Origin of the sequence: Gimesia chilikensis, assembly GCF_007744075.1 — a bacterium.
GTDB lineage: Bacteria > Planctomycetota > Planctomycetia > Planctomycetales > Planctomycetaceae > Gimesia > Gimesia chilikensis_A.
The window spans coordinates 5,036,482-5,051,830 of sequence record NZ_CP036266.1 but is presented as its reverse complement, the minus strand read 5'-3'; the positions used below and the strand labels follow the sequence as shown (position 1 = coordinate 5,051,830).

The following is a 15,349-nucleotide window of genomic DNA, read 5'->3' as shown; positions in this document are numbered from 1 at the left end:
TGAAGTTCTGGTGTGTCAGGTCTCTTTTACTATGTCACAAAAGTGGAGCCGGGAAATCAATTACGAACCTGGTTTTCCGGCCTGGTACAGTCTGGAAATCTCGTCTGCGGAAAGTGCCCGACCAAACAGGGCAAACTCATCCAGGCGCCCATTCAGACTGCGGATGCTGTGTGCACCCGAGTGATTCTGAGGACGCCAGTTTCCGATTTCCGCAGGTCCAATGACCAGCGGGACCGGCTTCTCTATTTTATGGTGGCTGACGGGAGTGCCGTCCAGATAATGCACGACTTCCTGCTTCTGATGATCGTAAACGGTGACCACGAAAATCCAGCGGCCCAAATCGGTGGGCTGCAGGACAACGGGGGAGAAAAAGTTCTTCACCTCGCCGGTATTCACGCCGAGGATGATCTCCCCTTTGTCACTTAGCTGCCAGTGGGGATTTCCGGGTTTGAAGCCATCCGTCAGCATCAGGGAGCTCAACCAGCGGTCGAAGCCCTCGATGCGAACCCAGGCCGTAAATGTGAGGGACTGGTATTCCCCCGGAATCTGCAGGCGTACACGGTCGCTGGTTCGTTTGAATTCGAGTCCCTGTTTATCGGGCCAGCGACCTGAAGTCCACTGACAGCCGACAATCGCGCCGTCCGTCGCAGAGGACAATGGCTGCCGGGCTTTGTTCTTCAGTGTCCTGACCCAGTTCGATGGTTCTTCAAAGTCATAATAGGCGAGCAGACTCGGATCGTTCTTGAGACGCTGGTTTTGCTCACGCCAGTGTGAGAACTGCTGTTCCTGCTGACGGGCCGCCAGTTGAGAAAGTTCTTCCAGGTCGATCAGCGGTCGGATTGCTTCCTGTAACTCGTTGAACGTTCCCTGGGCATCGAAGTTGACTCCTTCTCCGGTTGTCAGGCTCTGCAGCGGTGGAGCACTTTGCTGCTGGTTAGCAGCGTGCAGTTCGACCTTGCCATCGATGACCTGCACCTGTCCGTTCCCGGTTTCATCCAGGGAGAGGGTGAATTCCGTACCCAGATCGACCACGTTCAGTCGGGAGGTAGCGACGGAAAAGCCCTGGGCCTGTTCCGGAACAGAGGCACGCACCTTTCCGTATTCACAGAAGGCTTTAAGGGGGGAGATCAGCTTGATCGCTGCGGGACCTTCGATGAGCACCGAGGCGCCGCTGATCATCTCGACCTGTATCGTACCGCTTTTCAGTTTCAACCAGCCGGCCGACAGACCGGCACCGGCCTGGAGATCGCGAGGTGTTTCCCACTCAACGCCCACAGCCTGGGTGAGCAGAGCGATGTGATCGGTTTGCGGTTCACTGGCACCAGGAGAGGCTTCAGAAGATTTCGTTTCCGGGACATTCACGATGTGTGACTCTTGTCCAGATCCAATGCTCCAGCCGGCGTAATAGGAGAGCGACAGCAGAAGGGTTGCCGCGACGACAGAGGAGATTAGTAACAGGACAAATCGAGAGGCATTCCACTGGGAGTCAGTTCGCGTCTCCATATGCTGTGGGACCCACGGATCAGCGTCTCGTGTCTCGGCGGCCCAACTGGCCAGGCCGGAATGCACCTGCAGATAGTCAATGTAGAGCTGACGCTGGTCGGCATCCTCTTTGAGAATCTGCTCCAGCTCCATCTGCTCGGACTCACTGATGGTTTCCTGGAGCAGGGCATCGATCAGCTGAACGGTTCGATTGTCGGAAGAAGGGGATGAATTCATGAGCCTGCCTCCGTGGATGGTAGTGACTGCTGCATGCAGTCCATGAGTTTCAGACGCAGACGGGCGAGCTTTTTGTAGATCGCATCGCGGGAGCGGCCCAGCTGATCAGCAATTTCCTGAATCGTCTGTGGGCCATGGTAGCAGTCGAGAATCAGTTTTCGGTTCTCATTGTCCAGTTTCTGAATGCAGTCCTGCAGAGCCTGTTTCCGTTGTTCTGACTCAGGCAGCGACTTGTTCTGCTGAGCTGCGATCAGCGAGAGGACTTCGTCGGAGAAATAGTGTCGATCCCGACTCTGAACCCGTTGGAAGTTCTTCACCTCGTAGAAGGCGATCCCGCAGGCCCAGGCAGCAAAACTCTGAGACGCATCAAAGGTCTGCCATTTCCGCCACAGGACCAGGCAGGTCTGCTGGAACACATCTTCCGCATCGGTCTGGTGCGGAAGCAGCGTACCGATAAAGCCCCGGATCAGGCTGTGATGCCGGGCCAGCTGAGTGACGAAATGCTCATCAGGTACGGCGCCTGCCGTCGTTTCAGGATTTCCGGTTGTTTCTCGGTTTGAGTCCATACTGATAATCGTACACAAGGTCGGAGATTGGACGCCTCGAAAACGTTTTTTTCCCGATGGGAACGGAATCAACGTCTCTGCTTTTGTATAAGTCCCTGTTTTGTATCGCTTTATAAGAATCTCGATTATACCAGCCTTTTCCACGCTTTACAGAAGATTTGATTCTTCCAGCGACAGATTGACCGACAGACAGTTGTTCAACAGTTGCGTCCCCTGGGGCAGTGCTTTATCGGGGTCATTCATTTTCAGGAAAAAAGATTTTCAGACGCGGAACGTTTTCAGAACTGTCCCGCATTCTAGATCGAATCACAAATCTCGCTGCTCGCCCCACTTGCGAGTTTACGGTAGAACGGGTACTCTCCTTGAGTTATCATTTAACATTTCACCCTGCGCGGCGGTCTCTGCCGGGCAGCCTGTAATCTTCGTGACAACATACATCGATCAGAGTGGTATCAATCAATGGATGATCAAAGCCGGATTGTCATTACCGGAATTGGCCTGACAGCTCCGAATGGCAATAACCTGGAGGAATTTCGGCAAAGTCTGCTGGCAGGACGTTCGGGTGTTGTAGATTATGACATTCGTTACATGGGGCATGTCCTCGCGGGTGTCTGTGATTTCGATGAACTGCGCTACCAGAAACGCAAAGAAGTCCGCCGGGGAACGCGTGCGGGCTCTATTGCTGTCTACTGTGCGAACGAAGCCGTCAATCAGTCCGGCCTCGACTGGGAAAATGTCGCCCGCGACCGTGTGGGCGTTTATCTCGGCATTACCGAACATGGCAACGTTGAGACCGAGAACGAAGTCTACGAAATTTCGCAGTTCGATTACGATACAAAAGTCTGGTCGCACCACCATAATCCCCGCACCGTGGCGAATAACCCGGCGGGGGAAGTCACCCTGAATCTGGGTATCACCGGCCCGCACCTCACGCTCGGCGCCGCCTGTGCTGCCGGGAACGCTGGATTTATTCAGGGCGTGCAGATGCTGCGACTGAATGAAGTCGATCTGGCCCTGTGTGGTGGTGTTTCTGAGAGTATTCACACGTTTGGAATCTTCGCCAGCTTCCAGAGCCAGGGCGCTCTGGCCGTCAATGAAGATCCGACCAAAGCCTGTCGTCCATTCGACGTAAACCGGAATGGAATCGTCGTCGCCGAAGGGGGCGCGGTTTGTACTTTGGAACGTCTTCCCGACGCATTGGCACGTGGAGCTACCATTTACGGGGAAATCGTCGGCTACGCGATGAATTCCGATGCCAGCGATTTCGTGCTGCCCAACTCCTCGCGTCAGGCGGAATGTATTCGGCTGGCCCTCAATCGGGCGGGACTGGAACCCTCCGATATTGATATTCTGAGCAGTCATGCCACCGCCACCCACCAGGGAGATATCGAGGAAGCCAAGGCACTCGCTTCCGTGTTTGGAGATTGCCCCAATCTGGCGATTAACAACACCAAGAGCTTTATCGGCCATGCGATGGGCGCTGCGGGTGCTCTGGAACTGCTGGGGAACCTGCCCGCCTTTGACGATGGCATCGCGCATGCGACTTTGAATCTGGATGACCTTGATCCGGAGTGTAAGCTGTCGCAGATCGTAGCCAACGAACCACGGCAGATGGAACAGGTTGAATGCATTCTGAATAACTCCTTCGGGATGCTGGGAATCAATTCGGTTCTGATCGTGAAAAAGTACGCTACCTGAACTGAACGGTAGACATACCCCGCTTTTCCACTCTGCGCAGTCTGATTCTCTGCCGAAACTGAGCTTCCTTTCGTAATTAAGCCGCTTCTGCGCAGATTTTCTGAAAAACTCTGTGTTCTTATGACCTGAGTCGGTTTAAATCTCGGTTTAAATCAAGTTATAGTATTTTCCCCGAGGGGCGGGTTTTTGTTTCCCGGCTTCTAGCGGGGAGGTTGTTGGTTTGCTATAAGTGGCTTCCCCTCTCAGGGTTTCGCGGCGGATCTGTACATATCGCTGCTGGAAATCGACGTTACAGGATTTTAGAAAGTTTGGAGTTTCTGCATGGCGCCGGAACAAATCAGATCGGTTATCTTGGATATCTTGGCTCGAATTGCTCCCGATGAAGATCTTTCGGAACTCGATGATAGCGTTCCTTTTCGGGATCAGATGGAACTGGACAGCATGGACTTTCTGGATATCGTCATGGAGCTGCGAAAGCTCTATCGCGTGCAGATTCCGGAAGAAGACTACGGCGAACTGGTAACCATGGACAGCACCGTGACCTACCTGACTCCCCTCCTGAAGGATGCTGAAAGCACCGTCTGATTCTCCAACCTTCCCGACGCCATGACCTACGATTCGATTATTATTGGTGCCGGCCTTTCCGGGCTGGCTGCAGGAATCCGACTGGCGTACTATGGGAAGCAGGTGTGCATCCTCGAACGGCACACCACCATTGGCGGATTGAACTCCTTCTATCGCCTGCGCGGTCGCAATCATGATGTCGGTCTGCACGCCGTCACCAACTATTCGCCCCCAGGCGGAAAACGGGGCCCCCTGAATAAGATTCTCAGGCAGCTCCGTTTTCAGTGGGACGATTTCGACCTCAGCCCCCAATGTGGCTCTTCGGTCGTCTTCCCCGGTCATACTCTGCGGTTCAATAATCAGTTCGATTATTTCGAAGCCCAGATCGCCGAACAGTTTCCCAGTCAGATCGACGGCTTCCGGCGACTCGTTGCGGATATCGACTCTCACAACATCGGCGATCTCGGACAGACCTGGATCTCGGCCCGCAAACGTATGGCCGAACAGATTTCCGATCCGCTGCTGATCAACATGCTGCTCTGCCCGCTGATGTTTTACGGCAGCCCCTCCGAACACGATATGGACTTCAACCAGTTCGTGATCATGTTCCGCAGCATCTATCAGGAAGGTTTTGCCCGCCCCTACAAAGGCGTGCGGCTGATTCTTAAAAACCTGGTCCGCAAATTCAAAGAGCTCGGCGGTGAACTCAAGCTGCGTGCCGGCGTTCAGCAATTGCTCACCGACGGTCAGCATGTGAATGGCGTCATGCTCGATGACGGGCAGATCCTCCAGGCTAAAAACGTGCTTTCCTCGGCCGGATCCGCGGAAACACTCAAGCTCTGTGGCGCTGATGTCACAACAGATGATCGTTTTACGCCGGGTGAAATTTCGTTTGTCGAAACAATCTCCGTGCTCGATCAACAGCCTGCGGAATTCGGACACGAAGAAACCATTGTCTTCTACAATGAATCGGAAGACTTCTATTACGAGCAGTCCAAAGATCCGGTTGACGTTCGCAGCGGCATTATCTGCTCGCCTAATAATTTCGAGTACGATCAGCCGCTCGAAGAAGGCTCGATCCGCATCACGGCTCTCGCGAATCCCGATTACTGGATGAATCTCCCCGAAGACAAGTACGTCGCCGAGAAGAAATACTGGTACGATCAGATTCTCGAGTCCTCGATGCGATACATCCCTGACTTCCGCCCGCACGTTATCGATGTGGACACGTTCACACCCCGCACCATTAAAAAATTCACCGGGCATATCAACGGCTGTGTGTACGGGGCGCCACAGAAAATCCTGGATGGTACCACTTCTTTCGACAACCTCTTTCTGTGTGGCACCGATCAGGGCTTCCTCGGCATCATCGGTTCGATGCTCTCCGGGATCAGCATTGCTAACCTGCACCTGCTGAACGCGAAGTGAGCCGATTACCGGTTTTCTCACATGCTGTACCTCTGCTTCACTGTGCGATAAATCCGCTATTTCTATAACTCTGCGGCTGCGAATTGTCACACTTTTGTCACAGTATTCTCTTTTACTCTGGTATAGTAGACAAAGCCCCTGATTTTCGATAAACAGGAGAAGCAATGTTGTCATCTTACGCCCGGGCATGAGTTCCTTCATGGTCCCGTTTTTTCTTCTCTGCTGATTTAAATACGACGCTGAATTATTATGGCCAAAGACTTTTTGAAAGACGCAAAAGACGAATACGATGTCATCGTCATCGGTAGTGGTCTGGCAGGCATGACCTCCGCCAATATTCTGGCCCGGCAGGGGTATTCCGTGCTGCTGCTGGAACATCATTACCAACTGGGAGGCATGGCCACCTGGTTCAAACGGCAGAACGGGCACATCTTTGATATCTCTCTCCACGGCTTCCCCTACGGCATGCTCAAGAGCTGCCGGAAATACTGGACCCAGGAGATCGCAGATAACATCGTCCCCCTGCGAGGCGTCCGCTTTGAAAATCCGCAGTTCTCGCTGGAGACCACCTTCACCCGTGATGACTTCACCCGCCTGCTGATCGAAAAATTCGGCATCGAATCCGAAACCGTCAAGAACTTCTTTGACACTGCCCGTAAAATGAACTTCTTCGACGATCAGGGCAAGACCACACGCGAACTGTTCGAAGAGTTCTTCCCCGGCCGCGATGATGTCGTCCGCCTGCTGATGGAACCGATCTCCTACGCCAACGGTTCGACTCTCGAAGATCCCGCGATTACCTACGGCATCGTTTTCTCGAACTTCATGCAGAAGGGCGTCTACACCTTCCGCGGCGGTACCGATCATCTGGTCAAACTCATCAAGGCTGAAATGGAACGCAACGGCGTCGATGTCCGCATCCGGACCCAGGTCGAGAAGATCGAAGTCACCCCCGACCGTCGTGTCACCGGCGTCGTGGTCAACGGGCGTCGCATCGGCTGTAAAGCCATCATGTCCAACTCGAACATCAAAGGCACCATCCTCAACCTCGTGGGCGAAGAACATTTCGATCCTGAGTACGTCGAGGAAACCAAGGCCGTCCGTCTCAACAACAGCAGTACCCAGGTCTACATCGCACTCAAGCCGGGCGACGAACTCGATTTCTGTGGCGACCTGCTCTTCCATTCCGAGCACAAAGGCTTCGACATCAAAGCCATGCTCAGTAAGGAGGTCAGTAGTCGTACCTTCTCGTTCTACTACCCCGAGACCCGGCCCGGCAGCGAACGCTCCCTGATCGTCTCGTCGACCAACGCGAATTTCAGCGACTGGGCTAATCTTCCCGACGACCAGTACGAAGCCGATAAGAATCATCTCATCGAGACGACCCTCGACTGCCTCGAACAGTATGTTCCCAACATCCGCGAACGAGTGGACCATCTCGAAGCCTCTACCCCGCGGACCTTCCAACGCTACACGCAGCACCTGCAGGGAGCCTCGTTCGGAACCAAGTTCGAAGGGCTCAAGGTCAGCAAGGAACTGCCAGAACAGATCGAAGGCCTGTACCATGCCGGTTCGGTCGGAATCATCATGTCGGGCTGGCTCGGCGCTGTGAACTACGGCGTGATCGTCAGCAACGACGTCGATAAATACCTGACACCCGCTGCCGCCAGCATCTGAACCGCAGCCCCTGTTCGTACAGACCCGCTCACACAATAGAAACGGATTGATCTCGTGAATCTGGATGAAATCAAAGCCTGTATTCCGCACCGGGAACCTTTTCTGTGGCTCGATGAAGTCGTCGCGCTGGAAGAAAACAGCATCCACGCCCGCAAGTTCGTCTCGCTCGACCTGGACCTCTTTCAGGGACACTATCCCGATCACCCGGTCCTGCCTGGCGTGATTCTCTGTGAAGCTGCCATGCAGGCCGCCGCTGTCTTCATCGCGAAGACAGATGCCCCGTCCAGCGACAAAGTACCCGTTGCCACCCGGCTGAACAACACCAAGTTCCGCCGGATGGTCAAGCCGGGAGAGACGATTGATATCCAGGTGACTCTCAGTGAAAAAATGGGTGGTGCCTGGTTCTTTACCGGCAAACTCTCGGTTGGCAAAGAGACCGCTGTCCGTCTTGAATTCGCTGTGACCGCAGCTGAGGCTTAAAGCGAATCGCTCAACGTGTCGCTTGTTTTCCCGCAGACTGATTTTCAATCCGATACAGGAAATGCTCGGTGCGCAGAATCAACGACTTGCCTGCGACTGCCAGCGATGCCACACAGCCTTCTTCCAACTGGTTCGCGGCCAGTTCCTTGTATTCTTTACCAGGCACAAACACCCGCGTGACTCCTTCACGGTCTGGAGCATAGATCTTCCCATCTGCATAAATGGGAGAGGCTGAAAACGAACTGCGATCCATCCGTTCTTTCCAGACCAGCTTGCCGGAGTCCTCGGCATCCAGGCACGACGCGATGCCTTTATCGTCGATCATATAGATCAGACCATCGATCAGCAGTTGTGACGGCTTGGAAGGAATCCCCTTCTGTTCGACCCATTTGACGTGCGAATCAGTCACGTTTCCTTTTCCGCCCGGATTGACCACGTACAAGTGAGCTTTCGGGAAACCGGTGCCGACGTAGATCTTCTCACCATCGAAGAGAGGACGATTCGCGGCGGAGTGCTGGGGATAATAGAACTTCCAGTACTCTTCCCCCGTCAGCGGGTTATAGGAAACGGTTGCTTTCGCTGCTGGGCTGATCAGCTGCACGCGTCCCTCGTATTCAATCACCCGGGGCGTGGCGAATGCTTTTTTGGAATCGCCATTCTTGGTCCCGTATTCGATGTCACGATCTTTTTTCCACACCTCTTTGCCGGTCTCTTTATCCAGCGCGACGATGTACTGGTAATCGTAACCATCATACTGCAGGATCAGCAGGTTCTGATAAATGATGGGTGACGACCCCGCACCCCGCCAGTGATTGCAGGGATAATCGCGACGTTCCCAGAGGATATTTCCGTTCTTCGTATCCAGGCAGGCGGTTCCATACGCACCGTAATGCACATAGATTCGTCCCTCTTCGATGATCGGCGTGCTTGAGGCATGTGAGTTACTCGGGTCAATATACTGCGGCTTCTCCACATCGAAGATTTTCTTGTCGATCAGAATCTTACCCGTGTTGAAATCGACGCAGACCACTCCCAGCTCTTTCCCGTCCTTGGTTGAAGTCGTGACCCAGACCTGATCTTTCCAGACCACGGGAGATGACCAGGCCCGTCCGTGAATCGGCGTCTTCCAGACGATATTCTCTTTCTCGCTCCAGGTCGTGGGGAGTCCGGTCGCTTCCGATGTACCATCCGCATTAGGGCCCCGGAACTGGTTCCAGTAAGGTTCCTCAGCCGAGACACGAACCGGGGTAATCAGAACCAGAGCCAGCAGACAGGCAGCGGAAAACAGACATCGTAAGTGGGACGCAGACATTACGGAATCCTGTATCGAAGTAGAAAATCGGGAAGGAGATCGAGATTCAATCGGACGACGAAACGCCGCCATATCGGGGGATAATAACTAAAGGAAGTTAACGTGCAGGCCTTGTTTCCTGCCTCATTCTGATTATAGAACTCGGCACACCCGATGCAATTGTAAACCGGCTTCAATCTGTTTCTGAGGATTCTTTACGAACGAACTCGACGTCGATGATATCCTCTTCCTTCACGGTGCTCTGTGTACTGCCGAAGTCTTGAAAGCCGGCGTGGCTCGAATGAAAGCTCGCATGACTCTGGACTTGTAGCATCGCTTTCTTGCGGAGCCATTCCCCGATATGCACCTTGAGCAGTTCGCGAACAGGGGGAATGAGTAATGCGAATCCGAGCATGTCTGTCATGATGCCAGGGGTGATCAGAAACGCCCCCGCGATCAGAATCATCAGACCGTCCAGCACAACGCCTGTCGGCTGCTGTCCCTGAACCAGATTCACTTGGATCTTCTTCCAGGCCTGCGCACCCTGTTTGCGTGCCAGCCAGGCACCCAGTATTCCCGTAACGACGACCAGGCCAAACGTGACGGTCGGACTGGTCAGCGAACTGAACCAGAGCAACAGCCAGAGCTCGGCCAGGGGAATCAGCGTGAATAACAGAAACAGGCGAAACAGCACAGTCGGCCACCAGGAAAAAAGTTACTAAATGCGAGGCACCGGTGTTCATTCTATACCAAACCGACGCCTCTGAACATCCCCACCTTTCGAGACGGGGACTCTCTTTTCTCTGAAAAACGAAAATTCGCATAGGCACACAATCTAAAAAATAGAACGTGTGAACGTGCTCAAAGGATCAAACACAGTGCATAAAATTCACTTGATTCGCACACGCCGAATCGTATGTTGTTTGTTTCTGGCTCGCGCGCGAGGCGGGTACTCTTCGCACTGTTCTTGCAGAACCGGTGTCACAACAGCACCTGAATCCGCGTCGATTTTCACCGGGTATCCACCAGGAACATTCCGAACGCATGCACGGTGTTCCCTGTTTGAGCAGGGCACACCAGGACACAAACCGGCCAGACCAGGACAAAATCCGGGACGCATTTGGACAAAATTCCGGACACACCAGGACAAAATTCTGGCTTGACCTCCCCGAGCGCCTCAACAAAATAACGAGCATCAACAAAACAAAACTCATCAACTTCATCCTCCATTGAAAGTGCATCTGACACTCAACCTCCTGAGTGGCAAGGCGCCAGCCGCCGGCAACCAAGGAAGACTCTGAAGTAATAAAATAAAACAAAACCCATTCCGCTCAGATCAGCGGGCGCAGGATGTAGTTCAGGTTCCACTTGAATGACGACTGGAAGTCGATATAAGAAATCAGCAACTTGGAATCCTACCAGAAATCCCCAGAGGCAGCGCAGATGAATATCCGCCAGTGAAAATAGAAAGGACACTAAACTGCATCTCTGGAGAGATGGCGTCATGAAGTTCATAAGAAGTTCATGATTTCTGTCACGCTGTGGTGGTATCAGGACTGATTAATCTTTACGGTGAATGGGGGCTCTGATTAATCGTCAGTCGACGATCATCGCTTTCAGATTTGTTATCAATCCGTTACCGGGGGATGCACACGCTCATGGGTAAAGGTATTTTCTCAAAAGTCTCTAGCTGGTTCACAGGTAAGTCGCGTGCTCAACCTGACGAAAAGGCAGACTCGGCAATGGTCGGTGTGACCATGGACGCTCAGGGGCGGATCTATGTTGATGGAAAACATCAGCCGCATCTGGAGGAGAAATTGAAGGCGCAGTTTCAGGAACGCGTGGAACCGCGGGCCCACCACTTCCAGTTTGCGAAATACTGGCTGCCACATCTGGCACTGGGAAACTCAGTAAAATTCTATGACACATTTACCGGCGATGACGCGCAGCAATCGCTGGAAGTTCTTTGGAACGGGGTAGGGACGCAGCTCAAGAACGAAGAACCGTTGTCTGCGGAGGGGCTTGCACTTACTTCCCAGGAAGCAGGGGAGTGGAAAGTGATTTTGATCAGCCTGCCTGCTCCACTGGTTCCGAATGAATGCCATTTTGTCGCCGCAGTGCTCAAGCCAGACCAGCCCACAGAGCTGCGGCTGTTTGGGCTGGAAAAAGCAGCCCCCAACACGGACAGTGCCCCCGAAACCGTACTCGTAGAATGGAATACGGAAGGGCGACACACCTATTCACCAGCAGCAGCTGCCGCATCGGATGCCTTTATCAAACGCATCCTGCAGATTGTAGACTCAGCAGAGGAGTCGATCACGTTCGTCGATCTGCGTCCCATGGGTTGGTTTTCCTGAAGGATACAGAGGCGGGTGGGCTCGAATAAAATTCGGGCCGAGCGCAGCGAGCAGGAAACTGTCAGGGAGAACGCCCAATCCAGCAACACAGTTCGATTCCAGAAAAGTAGCGGAGGACCTGCGTGTCCTCCCGCCTGGCGGCCATCAAGTTTCAGTGAATCCCCCAGGGGAATCCAGGAAACACTCCGAACCAATTACGCTGCTTCAAACGCAATCAGATATCATAGGTTACGGCACAAACAGGAATAGAGGGAGATCTCCCCAGCACATCAGGCACCAGTGAAAATCAGCATCACTAGGTCGCAGATCACAGCGCAACCGAAAATCAGTCAGTGAATTTTCGTGCCTTTCGTGTTTTTCGTGGTTAAGAAACAAAAAAAGTGCGAACCGCACAGCACGTTGTTCGCCAACGTATCTGTGCCATTCGCACTTATTGAGAGTGACAGTCTCGCAGCCAACGTCACCCCGAAAAAAATGACTTTCGAGGTTCATTGCCCAAACTGAATCAACCTTACTTCTTCAAATCAAAATCAACCGTCGTCTGTCCTTTTTCCACGGTCGCTTTCAGACTGCTGTTGGCCGGGCTCGAGTATTTCGGCGGCAGGAGCTGTTTGGCTCCCTTTTCTTCGGCTTCCGCGTCCGAGAGACCTTCTGGAACAGCGGTCCCATCAGGGAGAACCAGTTTACTGATGTAAACCTGGTACTCGCCAGGCAGGGCACCGCTGGATTCCTTCTCTGCCTGACCTGACATCTGCGGCTGCAGCGAATACTTTCCGCTGGCATCGGTCAGACCGTAGGCAATCGCATTTCCCTCCTGCGGCATGAAGTTGACCATCACACCCTCCAGAGGGGCACCATCTAAAGTCACAGTCCCTGTCACGGGAACCAGTTCAGAGACAAAATCGGGTTGTTCGCTGGAAGCACCACAACCCGGGAGCAGCAGAGCGGCAGCAGCCAACAGAATTCCTGTCTGCACAGGACGTAAATTGAGAGTCAACATGAAGCACCTTCTATGAGGAACGGAGGGATAATAAAAAGCAGGGAGGAAGATAGTGAAACCCACCCGGGAAACCGCGGTAGCGGAACCCGGATGGTTCAGCACTTAAATCCATTCAACGCACGATCGCTGAGGGATGGGGATCATTGACGATCCGGTTCCGGCTTACCATTCGCCGAGAACATTACCGTCGGCGATCCGTTCCAGGTTTTGCCGGATAGAACGATCGGTATTGTCGCCCATGAAGCGAACAGCACCATCACCCAGCAGCACATGCAGACCACCGACGTGAGAACTGCCGGTCGTTCCCCAGTCACCCAGCCAGGGAGTGAAGTCCCGGGATCCGCCCGGATAGCTGGAGCTGTTGCGAACGGTGCGGTTGGGGATCATGTCGCCCAGGGTCAGACCGATCTGTGTATAACCGCGACCACCCCAGTTGGCGTTCGCCCCGTTACCACAACAGGCCTGACGGGTCTCTGCCATCATGGCTGTGTTGGACATCCCGTCGGTAACATCGCGGGGACGGCACTTGCTGCCATCTTCGAACATGGTCCGCACGGTGGGGGAACGGTTGGTCCAGCTATTACAATGGTTATAGGAGAGACGGTACACGATGAAGTCGTAGTTCGTACGATGCTCGTTCGAACCGCCGGGCAGCATGTAACTGCTGGAGACCGGAATACCCTGGGGACCCGGATCGGACGGGCAGTTGAAGATCGCCATTCTACGATTCACCAGGTCAGCATTCGTGGTCGCACCGCCGCCGGGCAGGGGCGCTGAACCGGGGCTGTAATCGTCAAACGCGAGCGAGAAGTTCAGCTGATTATACAAGGCACTCTGATCAAGGAACGGCAGCAGCAAAACCAGTCCATTACCATTCAGCGTGTTGCCGGCAGCGGTACCGGAAGAACAGAGCCCCTTGGCAACAGAGCTGGGGGGGAAAACCGTATGAGTTTCGTTGTAGTTATGCAGTGCCAGTCCCAACTGTTTCAGCTTGTTCCGGCAGTCCGACCGGCGGGCCGCTTCACGAGCCTGCTGAACCGCAGGTAACAGCAAAGCAATCAAAATCGCAATAATGGCGATCACGACCAGCAGTTCGATCAGTGTAAATCCTTTACGGGATCGGAATTGTCTCGACATAAAATCATTTCCTCAAAGGTAGGATATCAAAGAAGTTATTGAGCACGTGCTTAACTCGCATTCGGAATCATTAATGTTACGTTACGTTAATATAAATATATAATATTATATAAAGTTTACAAACATTCACAATAGGAAAGATTGATATGAAGACCAGAAAGGGAGCAGGGCATTAGCCCCGGTTGATAGCTTCTCAGGTAAGAACCGTACGAATTAAGACACACGATCTACCTCAGCAGCATCATGAAATCCGCAGGGCATCAAACAAAAAATGCCTCCCCAACAGCGTCAGGAAGGCATTTTGATTTCGCGTCGTCAGTGGTGGTGCTTCACTAACCACATTTGACATAGATGAGTGAAGAGAGATTAAACTGATTTCTGTTGCACAGCTTCAACGACGTCTTGGTAGCGATAAATCAGGAAGAGTGACATACCCAAAAGGATAATGCGGTTGGTTGTAAAAGCATCCGTGAAACCAAAGTAGACCGCATAGACGCCAAGCAGACCGGAGGAAAATAAATACACTCCCACCGCCCAGCGAGATCGAAACATGATCAGGATTCCCAGAGTGACCCAGAAGAGATTAAACGCTGTGATTCCATACCAGACAATATCTCTTGGTTTAGATTCAATGGCTCTTTGTGAGAAGTAAGCCAGCACAATAAAGAAACATCCATAAAACCAGCGAGAGGAAATCGCGGAATCGATGAATCCGAAGAATTTTTCAATCCCGCTTTTGTGATCACTGAATTTTGGCAGATCTCGTTTAAAGATTTGCGGCGCGACCAGGGTCTGGTCATCCCACATTTCGATTACTGAATAGGCACAGATCTTTTCAATATCATCCATCACGGAATCACAGAACTCACTGTCGGTCTCATTAAACAGCAACATAAAGCGATGATAGATGATACGCAGAATACCTGCAGACGCAGACGGGGATGACTGAGTAGTTTCGAGGGCCCGTTCCACGATTCGGGTTGCTTCGTCGGCCTGACGCACAAAAGCTTCTTCTGCCTCTGTCGGACTGACATCATCTTCCCGATCATAAACCGAACGTCTCACCGCTCCCAGTGACATAATCAGTTCGTTTTGCAGCGTCTCAATCTCTGCAACGGGTTCACCAAAAGCAGCATGATCCTCAATCTGTTTGATGGCCTGCAAATATTTATCAGATCCATGTCGCGGAACTTCAGGCCATCTGGTGCCGAATGATTCAACAGTTCGTCGGGCTATCCGCGCAGCCAGCGCTATCCGTGCCATGTGGGGGAGTATCTCGAACTCATTCTCCGCCTCTGCATCGATGATGTCATCCAGGTCAGTTCTGGTTGTTCTGATCAGTCCCATTCGTTGATCTGCTTTCCGAAGTCAAAATAATACGGGGACGCTGGTCTGCCAACGAACCTGAAAAGTGTAACCCCACCTATTCAGG

The 15,349-nt window shown here is 52.9% G+C and carries 14 protein-coding genes; 6 read left to right on the top strand and 8 right to left on the bottom strand.

Going from position 1 to position 15,349, the window contains the following annotated elements:
• Window positions 1-60 precede the first annotated feature (60 nt).
• Window positions 61-1,719: a LamG-like jellyroll fold domain-containing protein gene (locus HG66A1_RS19065; RefSeq protein WP_145187522.1), complete on the bottom strand. Its 1,659-nt coding sequence runs from the start codon at window positions 1,717-1,719 to the stop codon at window positions 61-63.
• The gene (locus HG66A1_RS19060) at window positions 1,716-2,285 is read right to left on the bottom strand and encodes a sigma-70 family RNA polymerase sigma factor (RefSeq protein WP_145187519.1); all 570 of its coding nucleotides are present in this window, start codon (window positions 2,283-2,285) and stop codon (window positions 1,716-1,718) included. Before HG66A1_RS19060 ends, HG66A1_RS19065 begins: the two co-directional genes overlap by 4 nt.
• A gap of 459 nt (window positions 2,286-2,744) precedes the next feature.
• On the opposite strand from HG66A1_RS19060, the gene HG66A1_RS19055 reads away from it, so the two are divergent.
• The 5 genes from HG66A1_RS19055 to HG66A1_RS19035 all read left to right on the top strand — a co-directional run bounded on the left by HG66A1_RS19055 (window position 2,745) and on the right by HG66A1_RS19035 (window position 8,132).
• A complete protein-coding gene (locus HG66A1_RS19055) occupies window positions 2,745-3,983 on the top strand; it encodes a beta-ketoacyl-[acyl-carrier-protein] synthase family protein (RefSeq protein ID WP_145187516.1) in 1,239 nt (412 codons plus the stop codon).
• A gap of 321 nt (window positions 3,984-4,304) precedes the next feature.
• A complete protein-coding gene (locus HG66A1_RS19050) occupies window positions 4,305-4,568 on the top strand; it encodes an acyl carrier protein (RefSeq protein WP_145041949.1) in 264 nt (87 codons plus the stop codon).
• A 21-nt stretch (window positions 4,569-4,589) separates the two neighbouring features.
• Entirely contained in the window at window positions 4,590-5,975 is a 1,386-nt protein-coding gene (locus HG66A1_RS19045; protein ID WP_145187513.1) for a phytoene desaturase family protein, read from the top strand.
• A 249-nt stretch (window positions 5,976-6,224) separates the two neighbouring features.
• On the top strand, window positions 6,225-7,652 hold the full coding sequence (locus HG66A1_RS19040; RefSeq protein ID WP_145187510.1) for a phytoene desaturase family protein: 1,428 nt from the start codon (window positions 6,225-6,227) through the stop codon (window positions 7,650-7,652).
• 54 nt (window positions 7,653-7,706) lie between these two features.
• Entirely contained in the window at window positions 7,707-8,132 is a 426-nt protein-coding gene (locus HG66A1_RS19035) for a 3-hydroxyacyl-ACP dehydratase FabZ family protein (protein ID WP_145187507.1), read from the top strand.
• A 10-nt stretch (window positions 8,133-8,142) separates the two neighbouring features.
• On the opposite strand, the gene HG66A1_RS19030 is transcribed toward HG66A1_RS19035, so the two are convergent.
• The 3 genes from HG66A1_RS19030 to HG66A1_RS19020 form a co-directional block, all read right to left on the bottom strand.
• A complete protein-coding gene (locus HG66A1_RS19030; RefSeq protein ID WP_145187504.1) occupies window positions 8,143-9,444 on the bottom strand; it encodes a PQQ-binding-like beta-propeller repeat protein in 1,302 nt (433 codons plus the stop codon).
• A 172-nt stretch (window positions 9,445-9,616) separates the two neighbouring features.
• On the bottom strand, window positions 9,617-10,117 hold the full coding sequence (locus tag HG66A1_RS19025; protein ID WP_145187501.1) for an FxsA family protein: 501 nt from the start codon (window positions 10,115-10,117) through the stop codon (window positions 9,617-9,619).
• A 317-nt stretch (window positions 10,118-10,434) separates the two neighbouring features.
• The gene (locus HG66A1_RS19020; protein WP_145187498.1) at window positions 10,435-10,671 is read right to left on the bottom strand and encodes a hypothetical protein; all 237 of its coding nucleotides are present in this window, start codon (window positions 10,669-10,671) and stop codon (window positions 10,435-10,437) included.
• Between the two features lie 410 nt (window positions 10,672-11,081).
• On the opposite strand from HG66A1_RS19020, the gene HG66A1_RS19015 reads away from it, so the two are divergent.
• Window positions 11,082-11,780 (top strand): hypothetical protein, encoded by a 699-nt coding sequence (locus HG66A1_RS19015; protein ID WP_145187495.1) that lies wholly within the window; start codon window positions 11,082-11,084, stop codon window positions 11,778-11,780.
• A 511-nt stretch (window positions 11,781-12,291) separates the two neighbouring features.
• Here HG66A1_RS19015 and HG66A1_RS19010 read toward each other — a convergent pair.
• The 3 genes from HG66A1_RS19010 to HG66A1_RS19000 form a co-directional block, all read right to left on the bottom strand.
• A complete protein-coding gene (locus HG66A1_RS19010) occupies window positions 12,292-12,780 on the bottom strand; it encodes a carboxypeptidase-like regulatory domain-containing protein (RefSeq protein ID WP_145187492.1) in 489 nt (162 codons plus the stop codon).
• 162 nt (window positions 12,781-12,942) lie between these two features.
• Window positions 12,943-13,917, bottom strand: a complete 975-nt coding sequence (locus HG66A1_RS19005; protein ID WP_145187489.1) for a DUF1559 domain-containing protein — start codon at window positions 13,915-13,917, stop codon at window positions 12,943-12,945.
• A gap of 366 nt (window positions 13,918-14,283) precedes the next feature.
• Complete coding sequence (locus HG66A1_RS19000; protein ID WP_145187486.1) at window positions 14,284-15,264, bottom strand: hypothetical protein; 981 nt, start codon at window positions 15,262-15,264, stop codon at window positions 14,284-14,286.
• Window positions 15,265-15,349 lie beyond the last annotated feature (85 nt).

Excerpts from the sequence above, each read along its gene's own strand:
- HG66A1_RS19010 (WP_145187492.1), bottom strand. The coding sequence starts at position 12,780 with ATGTTGACTCTCAATTTACGTCCTGTGCAGACAGGAATTCTGTTGGCT.
- HG66A1_RS19000 (WP_145187486.1), bottom strand. The coding sequence starts at position 15,264 with ATGGGACTGATCAGAACAACCAGAACTGACCTGGATGACATCATCGAT.
- HG66A1_RS19040 (WP_145187510.1), top strand. The coding sequence starts at position 6,225 with ATGGCCAAAGACTTTTTGAAAGACGCAAAAGACGAATACGATGTCATC.
- HG66A1_RS19060 (WP_145187519.1), bottom strand. The coding sequence starts at position 2,285 with ATGGACTCAAACCGAGAAACAACCGGAAATCCTGAAACGACGGCAGGC.
- HG66A1_RS19030 (WP_145187504.1), bottom strand. The coding sequence starts at position 9,444 with ATGTCTGCGTCCCACTTACGATGTCTGTTTTCCGCTGCCTGTCTGCTG.
- HG66A1_RS19055 (WP_145187516.1), top strand. The coding sequence starts at position 2,745 with ATGGATGATCAAAGCCGGATTGTCATTACCGGAATTGGCCTGACAGCT.
- HG66A1_RS19050 (WP_145041949.1), top strand. The coding sequence starts at position 4,305 with ATGGCGCCGGAACAAATCAGATCGGTTATCTTGGATATCTTGGCTCGA.
- HG66A1_RS19015 (WP_145187495.1), top strand. The coding sequence starts at position 11,082 with ATGGGTAAAGGTATTTTCTCAAAAGTCTCTAGCTGGTTCACAGGTAAG.
- HG66A1_RS19045 (WP_145187513.1), top strand. The coding sequence starts at position 4,590 with ATGACCTACGATTCGATTATTATTGGTGCCGGCCTTTCCGGGCTGGCT.
- HG66A1_RS19065 (WP_145187522.1), bottom strand. The coding sequence starts at position 1,719 with ATGAATTCATCCCCTTCTTCCGACAATCGAACCGTTCAGCTGATCGAT.
- HG66A1_RS19005 (WP_145187489.1), bottom strand. The coding sequence starts at position 13,917 with ATGTCGAGACAATTCCGATCCCGTAAAGGATTTACACTGATCGAACTG.